The organism is Thermomonospora echinospora, from assembly GCF_900108175.1.
In the GTDB taxonomy this organism is placed as follows: domain Bacteria; phylum Actinomycetota; class Actinomycetes; order Streptosporangiales; family Streptosporangiaceae; genus Thermomonospora; species Thermomonospora echinospora.
The window spans coordinates 75,450-91,271 of the sequence record NZ_FNVO01000018.1 but is presented as its reverse complement, the minus strand read 5'-3'; the positions used below and the strand labels follow the sequence as shown (position 1 = coordinate 91,271).

Genomic DNA, 15,822 nt, shown 5'->3' with positions numbered 1-15,822 from the left:
GCACGCGTCTTTCGCCAGAGGAAGAGTAGCGAGGACAACCCTAAGGCCGCCCATTGGGGTGGCGTTGCAGGCGGCGGTGACGATTCGGGCACCGACTCGCCCGGTGGCCGCTCGTCCGGCCGTCCGCCCTGCGGACGTTCCTGCGGACGTCCCTGCGGGCGTCGCGGCGGGAGTCCCGGCTCAGCCCGGGGCGTGGGCGCCGGCGGTCTTGAGCCCGCCGATCCTGGCGGTCAGCGCGGGGCCGGGATGAGGGTCGCGGACGACCTCGCCCACCACCCCGTCGGCGTGTACGAGGACCGCGGTCATGCGGGCGCCGTTGGTGCCCGGAGCCGGGCCGTAGGCGGAGGCGAGCACCTGCCGGGGATCCTCGATCAGGCCGGGTGTCCCCTCGTGAGACTTCCCGGCCAGCGCGCGCAGCCGCCTGGTGGACTCCTGGGCCGGGACGGTGGCGCGCCGCCGGTCGGCGACCAGCCAGAAGCGGACCGTGTGGGTGCGGGTGGCCTTGGCCAGCGCCGCCACCGCGTCCCCGCAGTCACAGCCGGGCGGCACGATGCCGATCACTCCCGCGCGCAGGTCCGCCAGCGGCAGTTCGCGGGAGTCGGCCCCGGTGAGCACGGTGACCGTGCCGGCCGGCAGTGTCCCGCCGACCCGGCCGGGCGGCGCGGCCGGGCCGGTGGCCATCGGGCCCACGGTGGGCCGGGGCGTGGACCGAGGGCCCAGCACGGTCAGCAGCGTCCCGCTGATCAGTGCGATGATCAGGGCTCCGACGAGCAGGGGGGCCGCCGGCCCGAAGCGCTCGAACGGCCGTGCCAGCCGCCGCAGCCGTCTGCCGCGGCGCTTGCGGCGCTCCTCGCGGCGGTAGGCGATCAGGTCGCGTTCCAGTTCCCGGGCATCGTCGGGGATCACCACGTCGATCCGGGGCAGGCCGTAGTCGTCGTGCTCGGGGTCGCCGTCTGGCCTCACGCCGCACCTCCGCCTTCCGTGCCGCCGGGCACCGGGCCAAGGGGCTGACCGGGGTTCACCCGGCGGTCCGGCGGGCTCACCTTCCAGTATGGCGCGGCATCCCGAAGGGGACCCGCCCGCCATGTCGCGCTTGGAGTCGAGTGTCCCCAGGTCGCCGGGGAGTATGCGCGGCCGTCCGCGGCGCCGGCGACGGCCCGCCGAAAGGGCTCCCAGTCCGGTGAAAACAGTGCCGAAGACACTGTTCAGGGCCTTTGTCAAGGCCCCATTTAGGGGGCTGACCTGCGGATTTGTCCATAAGGTCGATGCGGTCACCACTGGGCCCGTGGTATCCTGGCTCTTAGCGGAAGGGGTACTCGTCACATGACTTTCACGGTCGGCGACACCGTCGTCTACCCCCACCATGGGGCTGCTCGGATCGAAGCCATCGAGACTCGCACCATCAAAGGTGAGGATAAGACCTACCTGGTCTTGAAGGTCGACAAGGGCGACCTGACAGTACGCGTCCCCGTCGAGAACGTCGAGGACGTCGGTGTCCGCGACGTCGTGGGCCAGGAGGGTCTGGAGAAGGTGTTCGAGGTGCTCCGCGCACCCTACACCGAGGAGCCGACCAACTGGTCGCGGCGTTACAAGGCCAATCTGGAGAAGCTCGCCTCCGGCGACGTCAACAAGGTCGCCGAGGTGGTCCGCGACCTGTGGCGGCGCGACAAGGAACGCGGCCTGTCGGCGGGCGAGAAGCGGATGCTGGCCAAGGCGCGGCAGATACTGGTCAGTGAGCTCGCGCTGGCAGAGAAGACCAACGAGGACAAGGCCGAGGCCCTCCTCGACGAGGTTCTCACCGGCTGACTTTGGGCGCGCAGATTCCCCGGGTGGGCGTCGGGACCGACGTCCACCCGTTCGGTTCCGGCCGCCCGCTGTGGGTCGCCGGGCTGCACTGGCCCGGTGAGGGGGACGGCCTGTCGGGTCACTCCGACGGCGACGTCGCCGCGCACGCGGCCTGCGACGCCTTGCTGTCGGCCGCGGGGCTCGGCGATCTGGGTGCGGTGTTCGGCACCGCCGACCCCCGCTGGCACGGCGCCTCCGGCACCGACCTGCTCCGGGAGGTCGCCCGGCTGCTGGCCGAACGCGGCTGCGTCATCGGCAACGTGGCGATCCAGGTGATCGGCAACCGGCCCAAGATCGGCCGTCGCCGCGCCGAGGCCGAGAAGACCCTCAGCGAGGCCTTGGGCGGCGCCTGTGTCAGCGTCTCGGCCACCACCACCGACGGCCTCGGCCTCACCGGCCGCTCCGAAGGCCTGGCCGCCATCGCCACCGCCCTGGTCGTCCCCCCTGCCTCCTGACGGACCCGCGCCGCCTCCCGGCGAGGCGCCGACGCCGGGTGACGATCGCCCGGTTGCCCGCTGACCTGCCCTGCCTGATCGAGGTCAGGCGGACGCCCGGTCGGCGCGAGACGCTGGACCGCCTCCACTGGACGGCATCGGGCCTTTAGCCCACCTGCACCGTCCCGGCCGACGACCTTCGGGGCCTGTCCGCTCCGGTGCGCGTTCGCCCGGATCGGGCGGCATCCGGGTCGTCCGCATCATCTCGGTCGGCCGTCCGGCCGATGACCTTGCGGTCCGCTGGTGTCGGTCCGGCCGGCGTCGCCGGATGCCGTCCCGGATGCCGTCCCGGATGCCGTCCCGGATGCCGTCCCGGATGCTGACGGGATCGGCGCAGGCGGGCGTGACGTCCGGCGGGCGCAGGGGCGGTCAGGTGGTCCAGGTCTCCAGAGCGAGCAGGTCGCGCATCGACACCATCCCGACCATGCGGCCGTGATCCTCCACGGGCAGGTGCCGGATGCCCGCGTCGAGCATCCGCCGGGCGACCTGCTGGGAGTCCTCGTCCATGCCGGCGGTCTGCACACGGGTCGTGGTGTAGGCGGCCACGGCGGCCGAGCCCGGGTCGTCCGCGGCGGCCACCGCGCTCACCAGGTCCCGCTCGGTGATGATCCCGGTGATCTGGTCGCCGTCCAGCACGGCCAGCGCGCCCACCTTCTCCTCGGTCATCCGCCGCGCCGCGTCGGAAAGCCGGTCGTCGGCCTGGCAGCCGAGGACGCCCGGCCGGTAGACGTTGCCGATCCGCATCTCTTCCCCCCGTATGGATCGTCCCGGATTCCCTCTCCGGGCGGATCCTCGTCGATGAGGGGGACCTATCCGTCCTGGGCGCGGCTACACCGTTCGGGCGGCCCCGGCCGTCCGAGCCCGCGCGTCACCGGACCTAGGCGACACCCGGCGTCGGCGTGCCCGCGGGCGAGCCGGGGGCGGGGTGGATCACCCCGGTCACCTCTCCCATGGCCAGCCGGGCGCCGGTGGCGGTAGGCGCGAAGGCGCGGATGGTGACGGTGTCGCCGTCCTGCAGGTACGCGCGGCGGGTGCCGTCGGGAAGCTGGAGGGGCTCCAGACCGTTCCAGGTCAGCTCCAGCAGGCAGCCTCGTTCGGGGCGGCCGGCGCCGGACACGGTGCCGGAGGCGAACAGGTCGCCGGTGCGCACGGCGGCGCCGCCCACCGTGGCGTGGGCCAGTTGCTGGGGTGGGGTCCAGTACATCGACGAGAACGGCGGGCGGGCGATGACATGCCCGTTCAGCTCGATCTCCAGGGTCAGGTCGAGGCCCCAGGGCTCGTCACAGCGCAGGTAGGGCAGCACCGGAGGGTCCTGCGCGGGCGGGGGGACGCGGGCCGCCTCCAGCGCGGCCACCGGCACCACCCAGGGAGAGACCGAGGTGGCGAACGACTTGCCGACGAACGGCCCCAGCGGCTGGGACTCCCAGAACTGGATGTCGCGGGCGCTCCAGTCGTTCACCAGGACGAATCCGAAGACGTGGTCGCGGAACGCGGAGGTGGGCAGCGGCCATCCCGGAGCGGACGGCACCCCCACGACGTAGCCGACCTCGGCTTCGAGGTCGAGCCGCTGCGAGGGGCCGTAGGAGGGCTCGGAGTCGTGCGCGTCCCTGCGCTGGCCCCAGGGTCGGAAGATCGGGGTGCCGGAGACGTACACCGTTCCGGCGCGGCCGTGGTAGGCGATCGGCAGCCGTCGCCAGTTGGGCGTCAGCGGGATGGCGTCCGGCCGGAAGATCTGGCCGACGTTGGCGGCGTGGTGGATGGAGGAGTAGAAGTCCGCGAAGTCGGCCACCTCGACAGGCCGTACCAGCTCGACCTGGGAGAGCGGGATCAGATGCGGCTCGACCCGTTCCCGGTAGGTGGCGATGGTGAGCAGTTCGATGATCCGCGCCCGGCTGGCCAGCCAGGCCGGCCGGCCCGCGGCCATGAACCCGTTCAGCGAGCCGGCGGCGAACCAGCGGCGGTCCTCCAGCAGACCGTCGGCGGCCAGCCCCGCCAGATCGAGCACGGCGGTGCCGATGGCGACACCGATCCGGGGCAGCTCTCCGGGCCGGGTGAACACCCCGTAAGGCAGGTTCTCGATGCCGAAACCGCTGTCCTCGGGGACTGGAGCCCACGAAACGTCGGTCATGTCACGGTTCCTTCCCCGGCCAGCCCGAGTTTGATCAGGTCGCTGCGGGGGGTTTCGATGTCGCAGGAGCCGAAGGCGACGAACAGCTCCCGGGCGGCGCGGGCGGCGGCGTCGTCCACACCGGCCGCCTCCTCGGCCAGCGCGATGGCGTCGGTCGAGGCCACCGCGTCGTCGACGGCCCCGGGCCCGGACGCGCCGGAACGGGCCCGGCAGGCGGCCACCACGATGTTGAGAAAGCCGTGGTGGGCCAGGCCGGTGGCGGGGTCCACGTGCCGGACCGCGCGGTGCAGCCCGGCCGTGCAGGTGAACGGCAGGTCGCGTTCGGCGCAGGCGACCACGAACGCGGCCACCTCGGCCGGGGAGGGACCGTGCTCGCCGCCCGCACGCCCGTTCGCGGCGGCCCCGTCCGCCCGTCGTTTCGCGGCACCGTCCGCCGGCTGCTCGGTGACGCCGTTCGAGCGTCCGTCCGCGCCGTCGCCGCCGGTGCCGACGGTGCGCAGTTTCGCGCCCAGCGGTACGCCGCGGCCGCGGGCGGCCGCCAGGCGGTCCAGTGTCTCGCGCCAGCCGGGCATCCGCCTGACCTCGATCAGGCAGGGCAGGTCGGCGGGCAGCCGGGCGATCACCACGGCGGCGGCCCGGGCCTGGTCGGCGTCCGGGGCCGGAGAGATCTCCACCGACCGCAGCCGTACCCGGGGCTCGCGGCGGACGGTCTCCAGGGCCGTCGGCAGGTGCTCGACGCCGGTGTCGGCGATGATCCCGAGATCGATCAGGTCCTCGGGGACCAGTCGCCGGCGCAGCTCGTCCAGCCGGGACGCTGGGCACAGGAACCGGCCCAGCAGCGGATGACCGGCCGCCGTGCGGTAGGCCGGGAGCGCGGTCCGCATCGGCTCACGGGCGGGCGGAAGCAGCGCCGCGTCGTCGACGAGCCGGGCGAGGAGGATGCCCACCTTTCTTGCGTACCCGCGCACGGCGCCGCTGCCACGTGCCGGGCCGCGGCAATACGTCCGTGGACGAGGTCAGTCCTTGGGCGGGATGGGCGAGCTGCGCAGGCTCCCGGACGGCGGGGACGGCTCGGCCGGGTCGTCCTCGGCGCCGGTGACCAGGTCGTCGGAGGAGGGCACCGGGTCCTCGCCGCCCCCGTCGGGGTCCTCGGCCCGGTCCACCACGGGGGCGTCATCGTCTTCGGCCGGGTCGGGCTCGGGGACGGGATGGCCGTTCGCCAGTTCCTGCTCGGTCGGCATGACGATGTCGGGCCTGGTGGTCGCGGCGGGCTTGACCGCCGGGCGCGCGCCGCCGCGGACTAGTTCCACGTCTGTGGGCAGCAGGGAGGGGAACTCGATGGGCGGGGTCGGATCGTCGTCGATGTCCACGTCGCGGCTCGGCTCGGACGTCTGCGGGGCCGGGTCGTCGGAGTACGGCGCCGCCGGGTCCCAGTCCTGGGCGACGTCATGGAGCGGTTCGGGCGACTCCAGGTCCCGGGCCTCACTTGGCAGTGGCTCCAGGTCCGGGGCCTCACCTGGCAGTGGCTCCAGGGGCGGGGCCTCGTTCGGCAGCGGCTCTAGGGGCGGAGCCTTGCGGGAGACCGGTTCCATGGGGGGAGCCTTGCGGGGGATCGACTCCAGGGGCGGAGCCTCGCCGGGGAACGGCTCGGGTGAGTCGAAGACGGGAGCGATCGGCTGCGGCGGCTCGGGTGAGTCGAAGACCGGGGCGATCGGTCGCGGTGGCTCAGGTGAGTCGAAGAGCGGGGTGACCGGCCGTGCCGGCTCGGGCGGGTGCGGGTGCGCGGTGGCCTGGTACGGCAGCGGCTCGGGCGGGTGCGCGGCGGTCTGGTACGACACCGGCTCGGGCTCGTCCGGAGAGACGTCCGGTACGCGGGAGTCCTCCCGTGTCTCGTCGTCGGTGTCGCCGAAGAGCCAGGTGTCGTCGGAACGGGGCGCCGGGACGGCGAGCGGAGGAGGGGCCGGTGCCTCGGGTTCGGGGTCGTCCACGGGCTCGGGGGCCGGCGCGGGGGCGGCACGGCGCGGCGAGGACCTCCGGAACTGCCGGAACATGGCCAGCCAGAGCCAGGTCACGATGACGAGGATGACGTAGGGGGCGACGGCGACCCCCACCTTGAGGGGGTCGTCCGGCAGCGCCTCGTACCCCTTGACCGCCCGCTGCACACTGGCCGCCGCGGCCCCCGCGACCACCACCAGCAGCAGCGCCCACCGCGGCCAGCGCGACCACCAGCGGGCGTGGCGCGTGGCGACCAGGGCCAGCACGGTGACCACGATGAGCACGTCCACCAGCACGGGGTAGACGGGGGCCCAGCGGCGGGCGGCGCCGCCTGCCAGCGCCAGCGTGCGCAGGTCCTCGTAGGTGAGGACGAACGTTCCGGCCGCCAGGGCGGCCACCCCGAGCCCGGCGAGCGCGGTCAGCACCCGGTGCTGGGTCCTGCCGGGGTGCGCGTCCGGCTGTACGGCGGGAGGAGCCCCGGTGTCGTCGGGGGACGGGACCGCATTGCTGTGATCGGGGGCCATGGGTCTCTTCTCGGGGGCGGTGTACGGGAGCTCTTGCGGAGACACGACCGTGCCGGGACACGGTTGATACCTAATCTTGCTGATGATCTACGCACCGGTGACCGCGACACGCGAACAGGCCGCACGGTCCGGGCCCGGGAACGGTCCGGATCGCGCGGAACGGGTGGTTTCGACCGCGGCCGAGACCGCCGCCATGATCGATGCCTTCCGGCTCCTGCCGTCGGGCCCCGCGGCGGCGCGCTGCGAGGACCCCGAGGACCCCGAGTACGCCTGGAGCTGGGCACGGCTGTCGTGATCGTGGGCTTACCGCGAAGCGTGATGACGGTTACGTAGGGGAAATAGGCGCTTTAGTCCGGGTCTGGCGGGGTAGGCGCTACCCCGTGTCGTTCCCCCTGGATGTTCTCGACCTGGCGGAATCGCGGCGACTGGGTGAGCCGGTCCGGGCCTTCGACGCCCGGCCGGATTTCCGGCGGGCGGTCACCTGGCTGGTGCTGCTCGGCCCGGCGGGCGTGCTGCTGGTGGCCTCGTCGTTGTTCTATCTGGTCGTGGGGCCGCGCTGGCTGGGTGCGGTGGGCGTCCTGCTCGCGGCGGCCTACCTCGGCGGGGTCGGCTCGATCGTGCGCGGTGCCGCGCTGCGCGGCCGAGGGCTGGCGGTCTACGCCTTCGAGGACGGGCTGGTCCGGCTCACCCCACGGGGCACGTCCGCCCACCGCTGGGACGAGCTGCACAGCGTGACCATGGCCATGGTGCGACCGGCGTCCAGAGGGCGGCGCACCCAGTGGCGCTTCACCGTCACCGGGGCGGACGGCGCGCACTTCGTGCTGGGGGACGAGCTGCCCGGCGTACGCGACCTCGGTGAGGCGATCGTGGCGGAGGTCGCCCGGCGGGAGCTGCCCCGGCGGCTGGCCGAGGTCGAGGAGGGGCGCACCGTCCGGTTCGGCCCGTTCACCGTGGACGGGACCGGGGTGGGCAAGGACGGTGAGGACGGTAAGGACGGCGAGGTCGTGCCGTGGGAGTCGGCCGGGGAGTCCGGCATCGGCAACGGCCAGGTGTACGTGCGCCGTTCGGACGGGACACGGGCCATGTCGGCCGCGGTCGGGCTCGTTCCGGACGCGCTGGTGTTCGTCGGGCTGTGCAGGCGGATGCGGGACACCGCCGGGAGCGTTCCGGCGCGCCGCGCGAGTCGGTAAAGCGCGACAGGGGCACCGGGCGATCCCATAACCTTGACATCGTGAGCCTGCACCTTTATGACACCGGCACCCGTACCGTCCGTGCCTTCGAGCCTCTCGAAGAAGGCCGTGTGGGGATGTACGTGTGCGGCGCCACCCCGCAGGCCGCACCGCATATCGGGCACCTGCGCTCCGGGGTGATCTACGACCTGCTGCTGCGCTGGCTGCGGCGCACCGGCCACGAGGTGACGTTCGTGCGCAACGTCACCGACGTGGACGACAAGATCATCGCGGTGGCGGCCGAGCGCGGCACGCCCTGGTTCGCGGTGGCCGAGGCCAACCAGCGGGTCTTCGACCAGGGCTACGACGTGCTGGGCTGCCTGCCGCCGACCGTCGCGCCCCGGGCCACCGGGCACGTCCCGGAGATGATCGTGCTGATCCGCCGGCTGATCGAGGCGGGGCACGCCTACGCCGCCGGCGGGGACGTCTACTTCGACGTCAAGTCCTGGGCTGACCGCTACGGCGCGCTGTCCAACCAGCGGCTGGACAACATGCGCCCGGCCGGCGACACCCCGAACGAGGACGCCAAGCGCGACCCCCGCGACTTCGCGCTGTGGAAGGGCGCCAAGCCCGGCGAGCCGAGCTGGGAGACCCCGTGGGGCGAGGGCCGTCCCGGCTGGCACCTGGAGTGCTCGGCGATGGCCACCAAGTACCTGGGGCCCACCTTCGACATCCACGGCGGCGGCGTCGACCTGATCTTCCCGCACCACGAGAACGAGATCGCCCAGTCGCAGGCGGCCGGGGACGGGTTCGCCCGCTACTGGCTGCACAACGGGCTGCTCACCGTGGACGGGGTGAAGATGAGCAAGTCGATCGGCAACGTGGTGCTGCTGACCGACCTGCTGGACCGGGCCCGCCCGGTGGAGGTGCGCTACTACCTGGCCTCGGCGCACTACCGCTCCCTGATGGACTACACCGACGCCGCACTGGCCGAGGCCGTGGCCGCCTACCAGCGGATCGAGGGCTTCGTCACCCGCGCCGCCGAGCTGGTGGACGCCGGCTCCGGGGACGGCGACCTGCCCGAGGCGTTCACCACCGCGATGAACGACGACCTCGGCGTGCCGCAGGCTTTGGCCGTGGTGCACGAGACCGTCCGGGACGGCAACAGTGCACTGGCCTCCGGCGACACCGACGCGGTGGTCCGCCACCTGGCGGCCGTCCGGGCGATGACCGGCACGCTCGGCCTGGACCCGCTGGCCGGGCCGTGGATGGGCGAACGCGACGAGGACCTGCGCCCCGTGGTGGACGCCCTGGTCAAGGTGGCTCTGGAGCAGCGCCAGGCGGCCCGTTCCCGCAAGGATTATGCCGCCGCCGACGAGATCCGCGACGGCCTGGCCGCCGCCGGCATCCTGGTGGAGGACACCCCCCACGGCCCCCGCTGGGAACTCAAGCGCGACTGACCCCGCCGCCCCTCACCGGCCCGGAACGCCGGTCCACCGGGCGTCGGTCTGCGGGGACCGCCGCCCGGCCGGGCCGCCGAGCGTGTTCGGGAGGCCATGCCGTCGGGCTGCCGGCCGTCCGGAGGGCCGGATCAGGGGGAGCATCGGGTCGGCGGCCGGTTCGCGGCGGAGAGCGGACGGAGCGATCCCGGGGGCGGCGTAAAATGGGGGGTTCGCTGAAGGGGCCGCCACGATTTCGCCGCCCCGGCATTTTCCAGGGGATCTCGGAGGAACATCGGCATGGCCAAGCGTCGTAAGAAAGGGCCCAGCTTCACCCCGAAGGCCGAGGACCGGCACTGGCACGGCAAGCGCCAGCAGGCCCGCGCGGCCAAGTCGGCCGCCCGTACCGGCACCCGGACCACCGGGCCGCGCGGCGCCGCCCGTCCTGCCGAGCCCGCCCGTTCCGGGCGTCCGGCGGGTGCGCGGCGGGCGGGCGGGGCCGAGGCCCCCGAGCTGGTGATGGGCCGCAATCCGGTAGTGGAGGCGCTGCGCGCGGGCGTGCCCGGCAGCGCCCTGTACGTGATGTCGGACACCGACGAGCGGGTCCGCGAGGCGATCAAGCTGGCCGGCGACCGGAACATCCCGCTGCTGCAGGCGGGCAAGGGCGAGCTGGACCGGCTCACCGACGGGGCCGTCCACCAGGGCATCGCCCTGCAGGTCCGCCCGTACCGGTACGCGCACCCCGACGACCTGCTGCGGCGCGGCACGCCTCCGCTGATCGTGGCGGCCGACGGCGTCACCGACCCCCGCAACCTGGGGGCGATCGTGCGTTCGGCGGCGGCGTTCGGGGCCGACGGCGTGGTGGTGCCCGAGCGGCGTGCGGCCGGGGTCACCGCCGGCACCTGGAAGGCGTCGGCGGGTATGTTGGCGAACCTGCCGGTCGCGCAGACCACCAACCTGGCCCGCCAGTTGAAGGCCTATCAGCAGGCGGGCTGCTTCGTGGCCGGGCTGGACGCCCGCGGCGGCGTCACGGTCGCCGACCTGGAGTTGGCCGACGGCCCGTTCGTCCTGGTGGTCGGCTCCGAGGGCAAGGGCCTGGGCCGCCTGGTCGCCGAGACCTGCGACCTGCTCGCCACCATCCCCATGCCCGGCCAGGCCGAGTCCCTGAACGCCGGCGTCGCCGCCGGCATCGCCCTCTACGAGATCGCCCGCCGCCGCACCTGACCGCCCCGCCCGTTGCAGCGGAGGAGAACTGTGACCGGGAGTGACACCAGCGCGGACGTGTGGGATCCGTTCGGCACGCTTCGCCAGGTGCTGTGGATCGGCGGGGGGCAGTGGGCCGGCAAGTCCACCGTGGCCCGGCTGCTGGCCCTGCGCTACGGGCTGACCGCCTACCACTACGACTACCACGACGCCCGCGGCCACAACGATCGGCGGATCGCCCGCCGCATCCGGCTCGGCCACTCGCCCGCCGAGCCGGACCCCGATGCCACCTGGGTGAACACCACTCCACAGGACATGGCCGCCGAAACGCTGGCCGGCTTCCCGGTCCGCTTCGCATGGGCCCTGGACGACCTGCGCGCGCTGGTCTCCGGACGCCCCGTCATCGCCGAAGGCTGGGGACTGCGCCCCGAGTTGGTCGCACCTGTCACCGGCTCGCCCCGGCAGATGGTCGTCATGGTGCCTACCGAGGAGTTCCGCGCCCGGCAGCTTCGCGCACTCGACCGGGCCGCCGCAGTCAGCCATGGCGTCAGCGACCCCGACCGGGCCCAGCGCAACCGGCTCGAACGGGACCGTCTCGTCGCCGATGACGCCGTCCGCTCCGCCCAGCGCCTCGGCATCCGCGTGATCGAGATCGACGGAACCCGCGATGCCGACGCCGTCGCCGACCTCGTCGCCGATCACTTCCGCCCCTATCTCCCCCCACCGGAAGCCCCCAGGGCCTGACGCCACCGGCATCCCCCCGCCAATACGGAAACCCCGGCAATCCGGTGACGGTCACCGGCCCGTTCACACGGAGCAGGAGCTGTCCAGGAGCCGAACGTGTCCTGCACGGGCTGGAGCGAGGCGAGGCTGTGGGATCGGGCCGGCCCCGGTCAGTGCGGGATGCCGTCGATGAGGTCGCGGGCGCCCTTGCGCAGCAGGTCACCGGCGATATAGGCGCCGAGGTCGGCGGCCTTGTCCGGGGGTGCCCATTCCTGGGCGTGGACGAAGCGGCTTCCGTCGCGGGTGAAGACCATGCCGCGCAGGCTCAGCTGCCCGTCCCGTTCGAACCGCGCGTGCCCGGCTATGGGACTGTTGCAATGGCCGCGCAGCCCGTGCAGCATCGTGCGTTCGGCCGTGACGCATTGCCGGGTCGGCCGGTGATCCAGCAGGCGGGCGAGTTCGACGATGTCGGGATCGGTGCGCCGGCAGTCGATCGCCAGGACCCCGGAGCCCACGGCCGGAACGATGTCCAGCACTTCGCCGGGCCGGTCGAGACCGAGCCGGGCCAGGCTCACCCTGGCGAGCACGACCGCGTCGAACTCCTCCCCGGCGTCCAGCCGCCCCAGCCGGGAGTTGACGTTGCCCCGCAGGTACTCGATCCGCAGATCCGGTCGGATCCGGCCGAGCTGAGCGCGCCTGCGCACGGCCGACGTGCCGACCCGTGCCCCGGCGGGAAGCCCCTCCAGACGCTGAACCGGGGAGGCCATCGGGAACAGCATCACGTCGGCGGTGTCCTCGCGTTCGACGTAGGCGGCGAACACCAGCCCTTCCGGCCTGGGAACATCCCCCGGCACGTCCTTGAGGCAGTGCACGGCGATGTCCACCCGCCCCGTCAGCAGGGCCCGGTCGATCTCCCGCATGAACGCGCCCTTGCCGCCCAGCTCGCCCAGGTGCCCGGTGTGCCGGTCCCCGGACGTCTGGATGCCCACCACCTCGACCCTGGCGTCGGCCAGCTCTTCGAGCCGACCGGCCACGTAGCGGGCCTGCGTCATCGCCAGCGGGGAGGTCCGCGTCCCCAGCCGCAGCACCCCACCCCCGCCCGACCACGAGAACCCCGGCTCCACCGACCTTCGCCCGGCTGGCACGAGACCGGTGGCCGCTGGGTCGTGTCCCGAATCGTTCATGCGTTCCCTTCCGCTGTACTGGTGATCGCCGTTTCCTCGCCACGGAGCAGTTCGAACCACACCGTCGTACGGCCCTTGCCGTCGCGGCTCCAGTCCCAGCGGTCCGACAGCCGCTCCACGATCAGCAGGCCCCGTCCGGAGAGCACCTGGCACGGCGGGATCATCGGCTCCGTCGTCGCGCCGCCCTCGTCGGTGGTCTCGACCCGCACCCGCGCGTCCTCAGTGATCACCGCCACCCACACCCGCCCGCCCGGACGGCCGCTGGTCGTGTGCCGCACCGCGTTGGTGACGACCTCGGCCGCCATCAGGTCCATGTCGTCCAGGTCCACCCCGGTCCCGTCCAGTGTCCGGCGCAGGTACGCCCGCACCTCCCGCACGTTCACCCGTCCGTCCGGCGCGGCGTCCCCGGCCGGAAACCGCACCATCTCCAAGGACCGCACCTTCGCCGATGCCCCGGCGGACGCCAGCAGAGCCGCCGTGATCACCGCTCCACCCCCGTCAGTTCCGCCGCCGCCGCTCTCACATCGCCCATGTCGTTGACCGGACGCCGGCGCGACCCATCCCACAGATAAGCCCACTGCGCCCCGGCCCGGACCACCACCACACCGACCGCGCGCATTCCCCACACGGGCCGCAGCATCAGTACGGCCTCACCGCTGGCCTCGACCACCACCCGGGACGCGCGGCCACACTCCACCAGCGCGATCGCCAAGTCCGCCAACAGCCGCACCCGTGTCTGCATCAGCCCGGGATCGGCCTGCCACCGCCCGGTCCGACCCGATGTAATCCCCATGCCCCCAGAGGGGGATCCTCCGGCAGGATGGTCGTCGTGCACGTCACTCATGACATCCCTCCTGTGACCCAACCCGCTTTAGGGGGGCTAAAGCCATTCTGGAGGGAGCATAAGTAGACTGTTCGTTGATCGCAATAGGGGGGCTAAAGCTCCCTGTTGAGAAAACGGAGATTCGACCGTGGACTTGAGGACGATTCGTGACATCTCCGCTATTGCGGACCCCATTGAGAGGGCGCGGGCGATCACTCGTGCGATGACGGAGCAGCAGGGGATCACCGAGGAGGCCGCCCGGATTCGTCGCAGTGCCATTGCCGAGGCGAGGGAAGCCGGTCAAACGCTGGAGGAGATCGCCAAGGCGCTCGGCGTCACCCCGGGGCGGGTCTCTCAGATGCGCAAGGGGCCGGTGGCCAAGGCGCCGACGCCGCCGGCCAGTCAGCGGCCACCGGTGATCGTGCAGCGCGCTCTGCCCACCGACCCGGCCACGCGTGGATCGGTCTCACTATTCCTGGTGGAGGCCGAGCGGCAGGGCATCACTCCGGGACGCAAGATGCTTTACGTCGGTCTTGAGCCGGCCGCCGAGCACATCGCCGCCTGTCTGCGCGTCCAGCCGGACGAGGAGGTCATCGCCCGGCGGAAGATGATGACCGCCAACGACGTGCCCGTCCGCATCGCCACCTCGTTCTTCCGCAACGATCTTTTCGGGGGAACCCGTATCGCCGAGCCGGACTTCGTCAAGCCGTCGTTGCAGTCGGCGATCCAGGCACTCGGCTACACCTTCGGGCACGCGGAGGAGACCCTGACCGCCCGCCCGGCGACCCGCTTCGAGGCCGACACCCTGCAACTCGACCCGGGCGAGTGGGTCGTCCAGGTGCTTCGCGCGTCCTACTCCAGCGAGGGAACGCCGATCCACACGCTCGAAACGATCTGCTCGGCCAACCGTCACATCTTCACCATCGGCCAGGTCGGCGGTCTCGACGAGTTCTAGAACGGATCGGAGGGGCCGACCCTGTCCTGGGGCGGACCTCGGCGTCCGGTGGGCTCGTCGTCGCCGACATGAATCGGGCCTCGGCAGGGCGGTCGGGTGGTTCGGTGGTCTGGGCCCCCGGGTGGGGAATGGGGCCGGGGGCCCTGGGAGGTTCTTTTCGGTGGTGCGACGCTCTGCGGTATGACGATCGGCAGGTGGCGTGCCGCCCGGAGGGGTGTTCGCAGTGATCGTGGTGCCGTGGCGGTCGAGAACGTCGCGTTGCTGGTGCTCGCCGCCGGGACCGTCGGCGCGCTGGTGACCTCTGGGCTGCCCGGCCAGGTCGCGGCGGGGGCCGGGCAGGCCATATGCAGGCTCTCCCGGGGGGACTGCCGGCAAAGGTCCGATGCCGTCGTGGCGAAGCCGGCCTTTTGGAATGCTCCGGTCGCCCGGACACGGCAGTACGCGCCGGCGCCCTCGGGCAGCGCTCCCACCCTGCCGCCCCAGCCGCCGGGTGCCGGGCCGATACCGCACCGGCCGGGACGCCCGAAGGTGCCCCGCGTGATCAAATACGAGGGGAGGGTCGTACGGCGCGAGGGTCAGCCGCCGACCGGGAACCAGGCCGTCGACAGGGCCTACGACACCCTGGACAAGGTCCAGCAGTACTTCTGGGATCGATATGGCCGCAACTCGTACGACGACAAGGGCGGCACGATCGAAGTCGACGTCCGGAAGAGTGCCAGCACGAAGTGGGACGAGTACAAACCCGCGATAGACGTGGACGATGACGAGATCACACCCGACCAGATGGCGTACGCGTTCGCTCAGGCGATGGTCTGGAGGAAACTCCCCACCGGCACCGCACTCAGTGAGCAGAGAGCCCTGAGGATGGGTCTCGCCCAGATATTCGCCAGCAACATCGAGCAGGACTGGCAGGTCGGGGAGCAGAAACGGTCGGTCTGGGAGCAGAGTTTCTCCAAACCCGACCACCCTCCCAGGTTCGACCTCGCCGACCCGCACAACGTCGGTTCCGCGGCGCACGTCTCCGAATTCACGGACGACTGGGACCATGCCTACGATAACAGCCACATCATCGGCCATGCCTACTTCAAAATGGCCGGGAGGATCGGCCGCAAGGCAGCGGAGGACATCGTCTATCGCGCGGTGACCAAGCACATGCAGAAGAACTCCGGTTTCGAGGACTTCCGCAGTGCGGTCCTCGACGCGTCGGTCGAGTTGTTCGGGGAGCCGCAGAAGAACTGGACCTACCGGAGCATCGTCACGTCCTTCGACGAGGTCGGCCTGGACGGCACCTGGAGCCACTGGGAGGCACCCGACTCCTAGGACTTTCCGCGACCGGGACC

The 15,822-nt window shown here is 72.3% G+C and carries 16 protein-coding genes; 8 read left to right on the top strand and 8 right to left on the bottom strand.

Features of this window, described 5'->3' with window-relative positions; translation table 11 throughout:
• Positions 1–180: 180 nt before the first annotated feature.
• Entirely contained in the window at positions 181–963 is a 783-nt protein-coding gene (locus tag C4U03_RS30220; protein ID WP_200827573.1) for a hypothetical protein, read from the bottom strand.
• A gap of 360 nt (positions 964–1,323) precedes the next feature.
• Between C4U03_RS30220 and C4U03_RS30215 the strand changes: the two genes are divergently transcribed.
• Positions 1,324–1,806: a CarD family transcriptional regulator gene (locus tag C4U03_RS30215; RefSeq protein WP_103942594.1), complete on the top strand. Its 483-nt coding sequence runs from the start codon at positions 1,324–1,326 to the stop codon at positions 1,804–1,806.
• 23 nt (positions 1,807–1,829) lie between these two features.
• Entirely contained in the window at positions 1,830–2,300 is a 471-nt protein-coding gene (gene ispF / locus C4U03_RS30210; RefSeq protein WP_200827572.1) for a 2-C-methyl-D-erythritol 2,4-cyclodiphosphate synthase, read from the top strand.
• Between the two features lie 408 nt (positions 2,301–2,708).
• On the opposite strand, the gene C4U03_RS30205 is transcribed toward ispF, so the two are convergent.
• The 4 genes from C4U03_RS30205 to C4U03_RS30190 form a co-directional block, all read right to left on the bottom strand.
• The gene (locus tag C4U03_RS30205; protein WP_103942591.1) at positions 2,709–3,083 is read right to left on the bottom strand and encodes a CBS domain-containing protein; all 375 of its coding nucleotides are present in this window, start codon (positions 3,081–3,083) and stop codon (positions 2,709–2,711) included.
• A gap of 133 nt (positions 3,084–3,216) precedes the next feature.
• Entirely contained in the window at positions 3,217–4,467 is a 1,251-nt protein-coding gene (gene fahA / locus C4U03_RS30200; RefSeq protein ID WP_103942589.1) for a fumarylacetoacetase, read from the bottom strand.
• On the bottom strand, positions 4,464–5,414 hold the full coding sequence (locus C4U03_RS30195; protein ID WP_103942587.1) for a hypothetical protein: 951 nt from the start codon (positions 5,412–5,414) through the stop codon (positions 4,464–4,466). The genes fahA and C4U03_RS30195 overlap by 4 nt, the downstream gene beginning before the upstream one ends.
• A gap of 69 nt (positions 5,415–5,483) precedes the next feature.
• A complete protein-coding gene (locus C4U03_RS30190) occupies positions 5,484–6,986 on the bottom strand; it encodes a DUF2637 domain-containing protein (protein WP_103942586.1) in 1,503 nt (500 codons plus the stop codon).
• A gap of 380 nt (positions 6,987–7,366) precedes the next feature.
• Between C4U03_RS30190 and C4U03_RS30180 the strand changes: the two genes are divergently transcribed.
• The 4 genes from C4U03_RS30180 to C4U03_RS30165 all read left to right on the top strand — a co-directional run bounded on the left by C4U03_RS30180 (position 7,367) and on the right by C4U03_RS30165 (position 11,541).
• The gene (locus C4U03_RS30180; RefSeq protein WP_103942583.1) at positions 7,367–8,176 is read left to right on the top strand and encodes a DUF6585 family protein; all 810 of its coding nucleotides are present in this window, start codon (positions 7,367–7,369) and stop codon (positions 8,174–8,176) included.
• Positions 8,177–8,217: 41 nt separating this feature from the next.
• Positions 8,218–9,615, top strand: coding sequence for a cysteine--tRNA ligase (cysS, locus tag C4U03_RS30175; protein WP_103942581.1), 1,398 nt, complete (start codon positions 8,218–8,220; stop codon positions 9,613–9,615).
• A 279-nt stretch (positions 9,616–9,894) separates the two neighbouring features.
• Positions 9,895–10,818 carry a 23S rRNA (guanosine(2251)-2'-O)-methyltransferase RlmB gene (gene rlmB / locus C4U03_RS30170; protein WP_103942578.1) on the top strand — a complete coding sequence of 308 codons (924 nt, stop codon included), beginning with the start codon at positions 9,895–9,897 and terminating at the stop codon, positions 10,816–10,818.
• Positions 10,819–10,848: 30 nt separating this feature from the next.
• Complete coding sequence (locus tag C4U03_RS30165; protein WP_200827571.1) at positions 10,849–11,541, top strand: hypothetical protein; 693 nt, start codon at positions 10,849–10,851, stop codon at positions 11,539–11,541.
• Positions 11,542–11,690: 149 nt separating this feature from the next.
• On the opposite strand, the gene hemC is transcribed toward C4U03_RS30165, so the two are convergent.
• Genes hemC through C4U03_RS30150 form a run of 3 tightly spaced genes read right to left on the bottom strand, consistent with a single transcriptional unit; the run spans position 11,691 to position 13,446 of the window.
• Entirely contained in the window at positions 11,691–12,644 is a 954-nt protein-coding gene (hemC, locus tag C4U03_RS30160; RefSeq protein ID WP_200827570.1) for a hydroxymethylbilane synthase, read from the bottom strand.
• A gap of 56 nt (positions 12,645–12,700) precedes the next feature.
• On the bottom strand, positions 12,701–13,189 hold the full coding sequence (locus tag C4U03_RS30155) for an ATP-binding protein (protein ID WP_103942573.1): 489 nt from the start codon (positions 13,187–13,189) through the stop codon (positions 12,701–12,703).
• Entirely contained in the window at positions 13,186–13,446 is a 261-nt protein-coding gene (locus C4U03_RS30150) for a hypothetical protein (RefSeq protein ID WP_146087574.1), read from the bottom strand. The genes C4U03_RS30155 and C4U03_RS30150 overlap by 4 nt, the downstream gene beginning before the upstream one ends.
• 304 nt (positions 13,447–13,750) lie before the next feature.
• Here C4U03_RS30150 and C4U03_RS30145 point away from each other — a divergent pair, with 304 nt between their 5' ends.
• Together C4U03_RS30145 and C4U03_RS30140 are read left to right on the top strand one after the other, a co-directional pair.
• Positions 13,751–14,482 carry a GntR family transcriptional regulator gene (locus C4U03_RS30145; protein WP_235018242.1) on the top strand — a complete coding sequence of 244 codons (732 nt, stop codon included), beginning with the start codon at positions 13,751–13,753 and terminating at the stop codon, positions 14,480–14,482.
• 237 nt (positions 14,483–14,719) lie between these two features.
• Positions 14,720–15,802 carry a M4 family metallopeptidase gene (locus tag C4U03_RS30140; RefSeq protein ID WP_160147139.1) on the top strand — a complete coding sequence of 361 codons (1,083 nt, stop codon included), beginning with the start codon at positions 14,720–14,722 and terminating at the stop codon, positions 15,800–15,802.
• Positions 15,803–15,822: the final 20 nt, after the last annotated feature.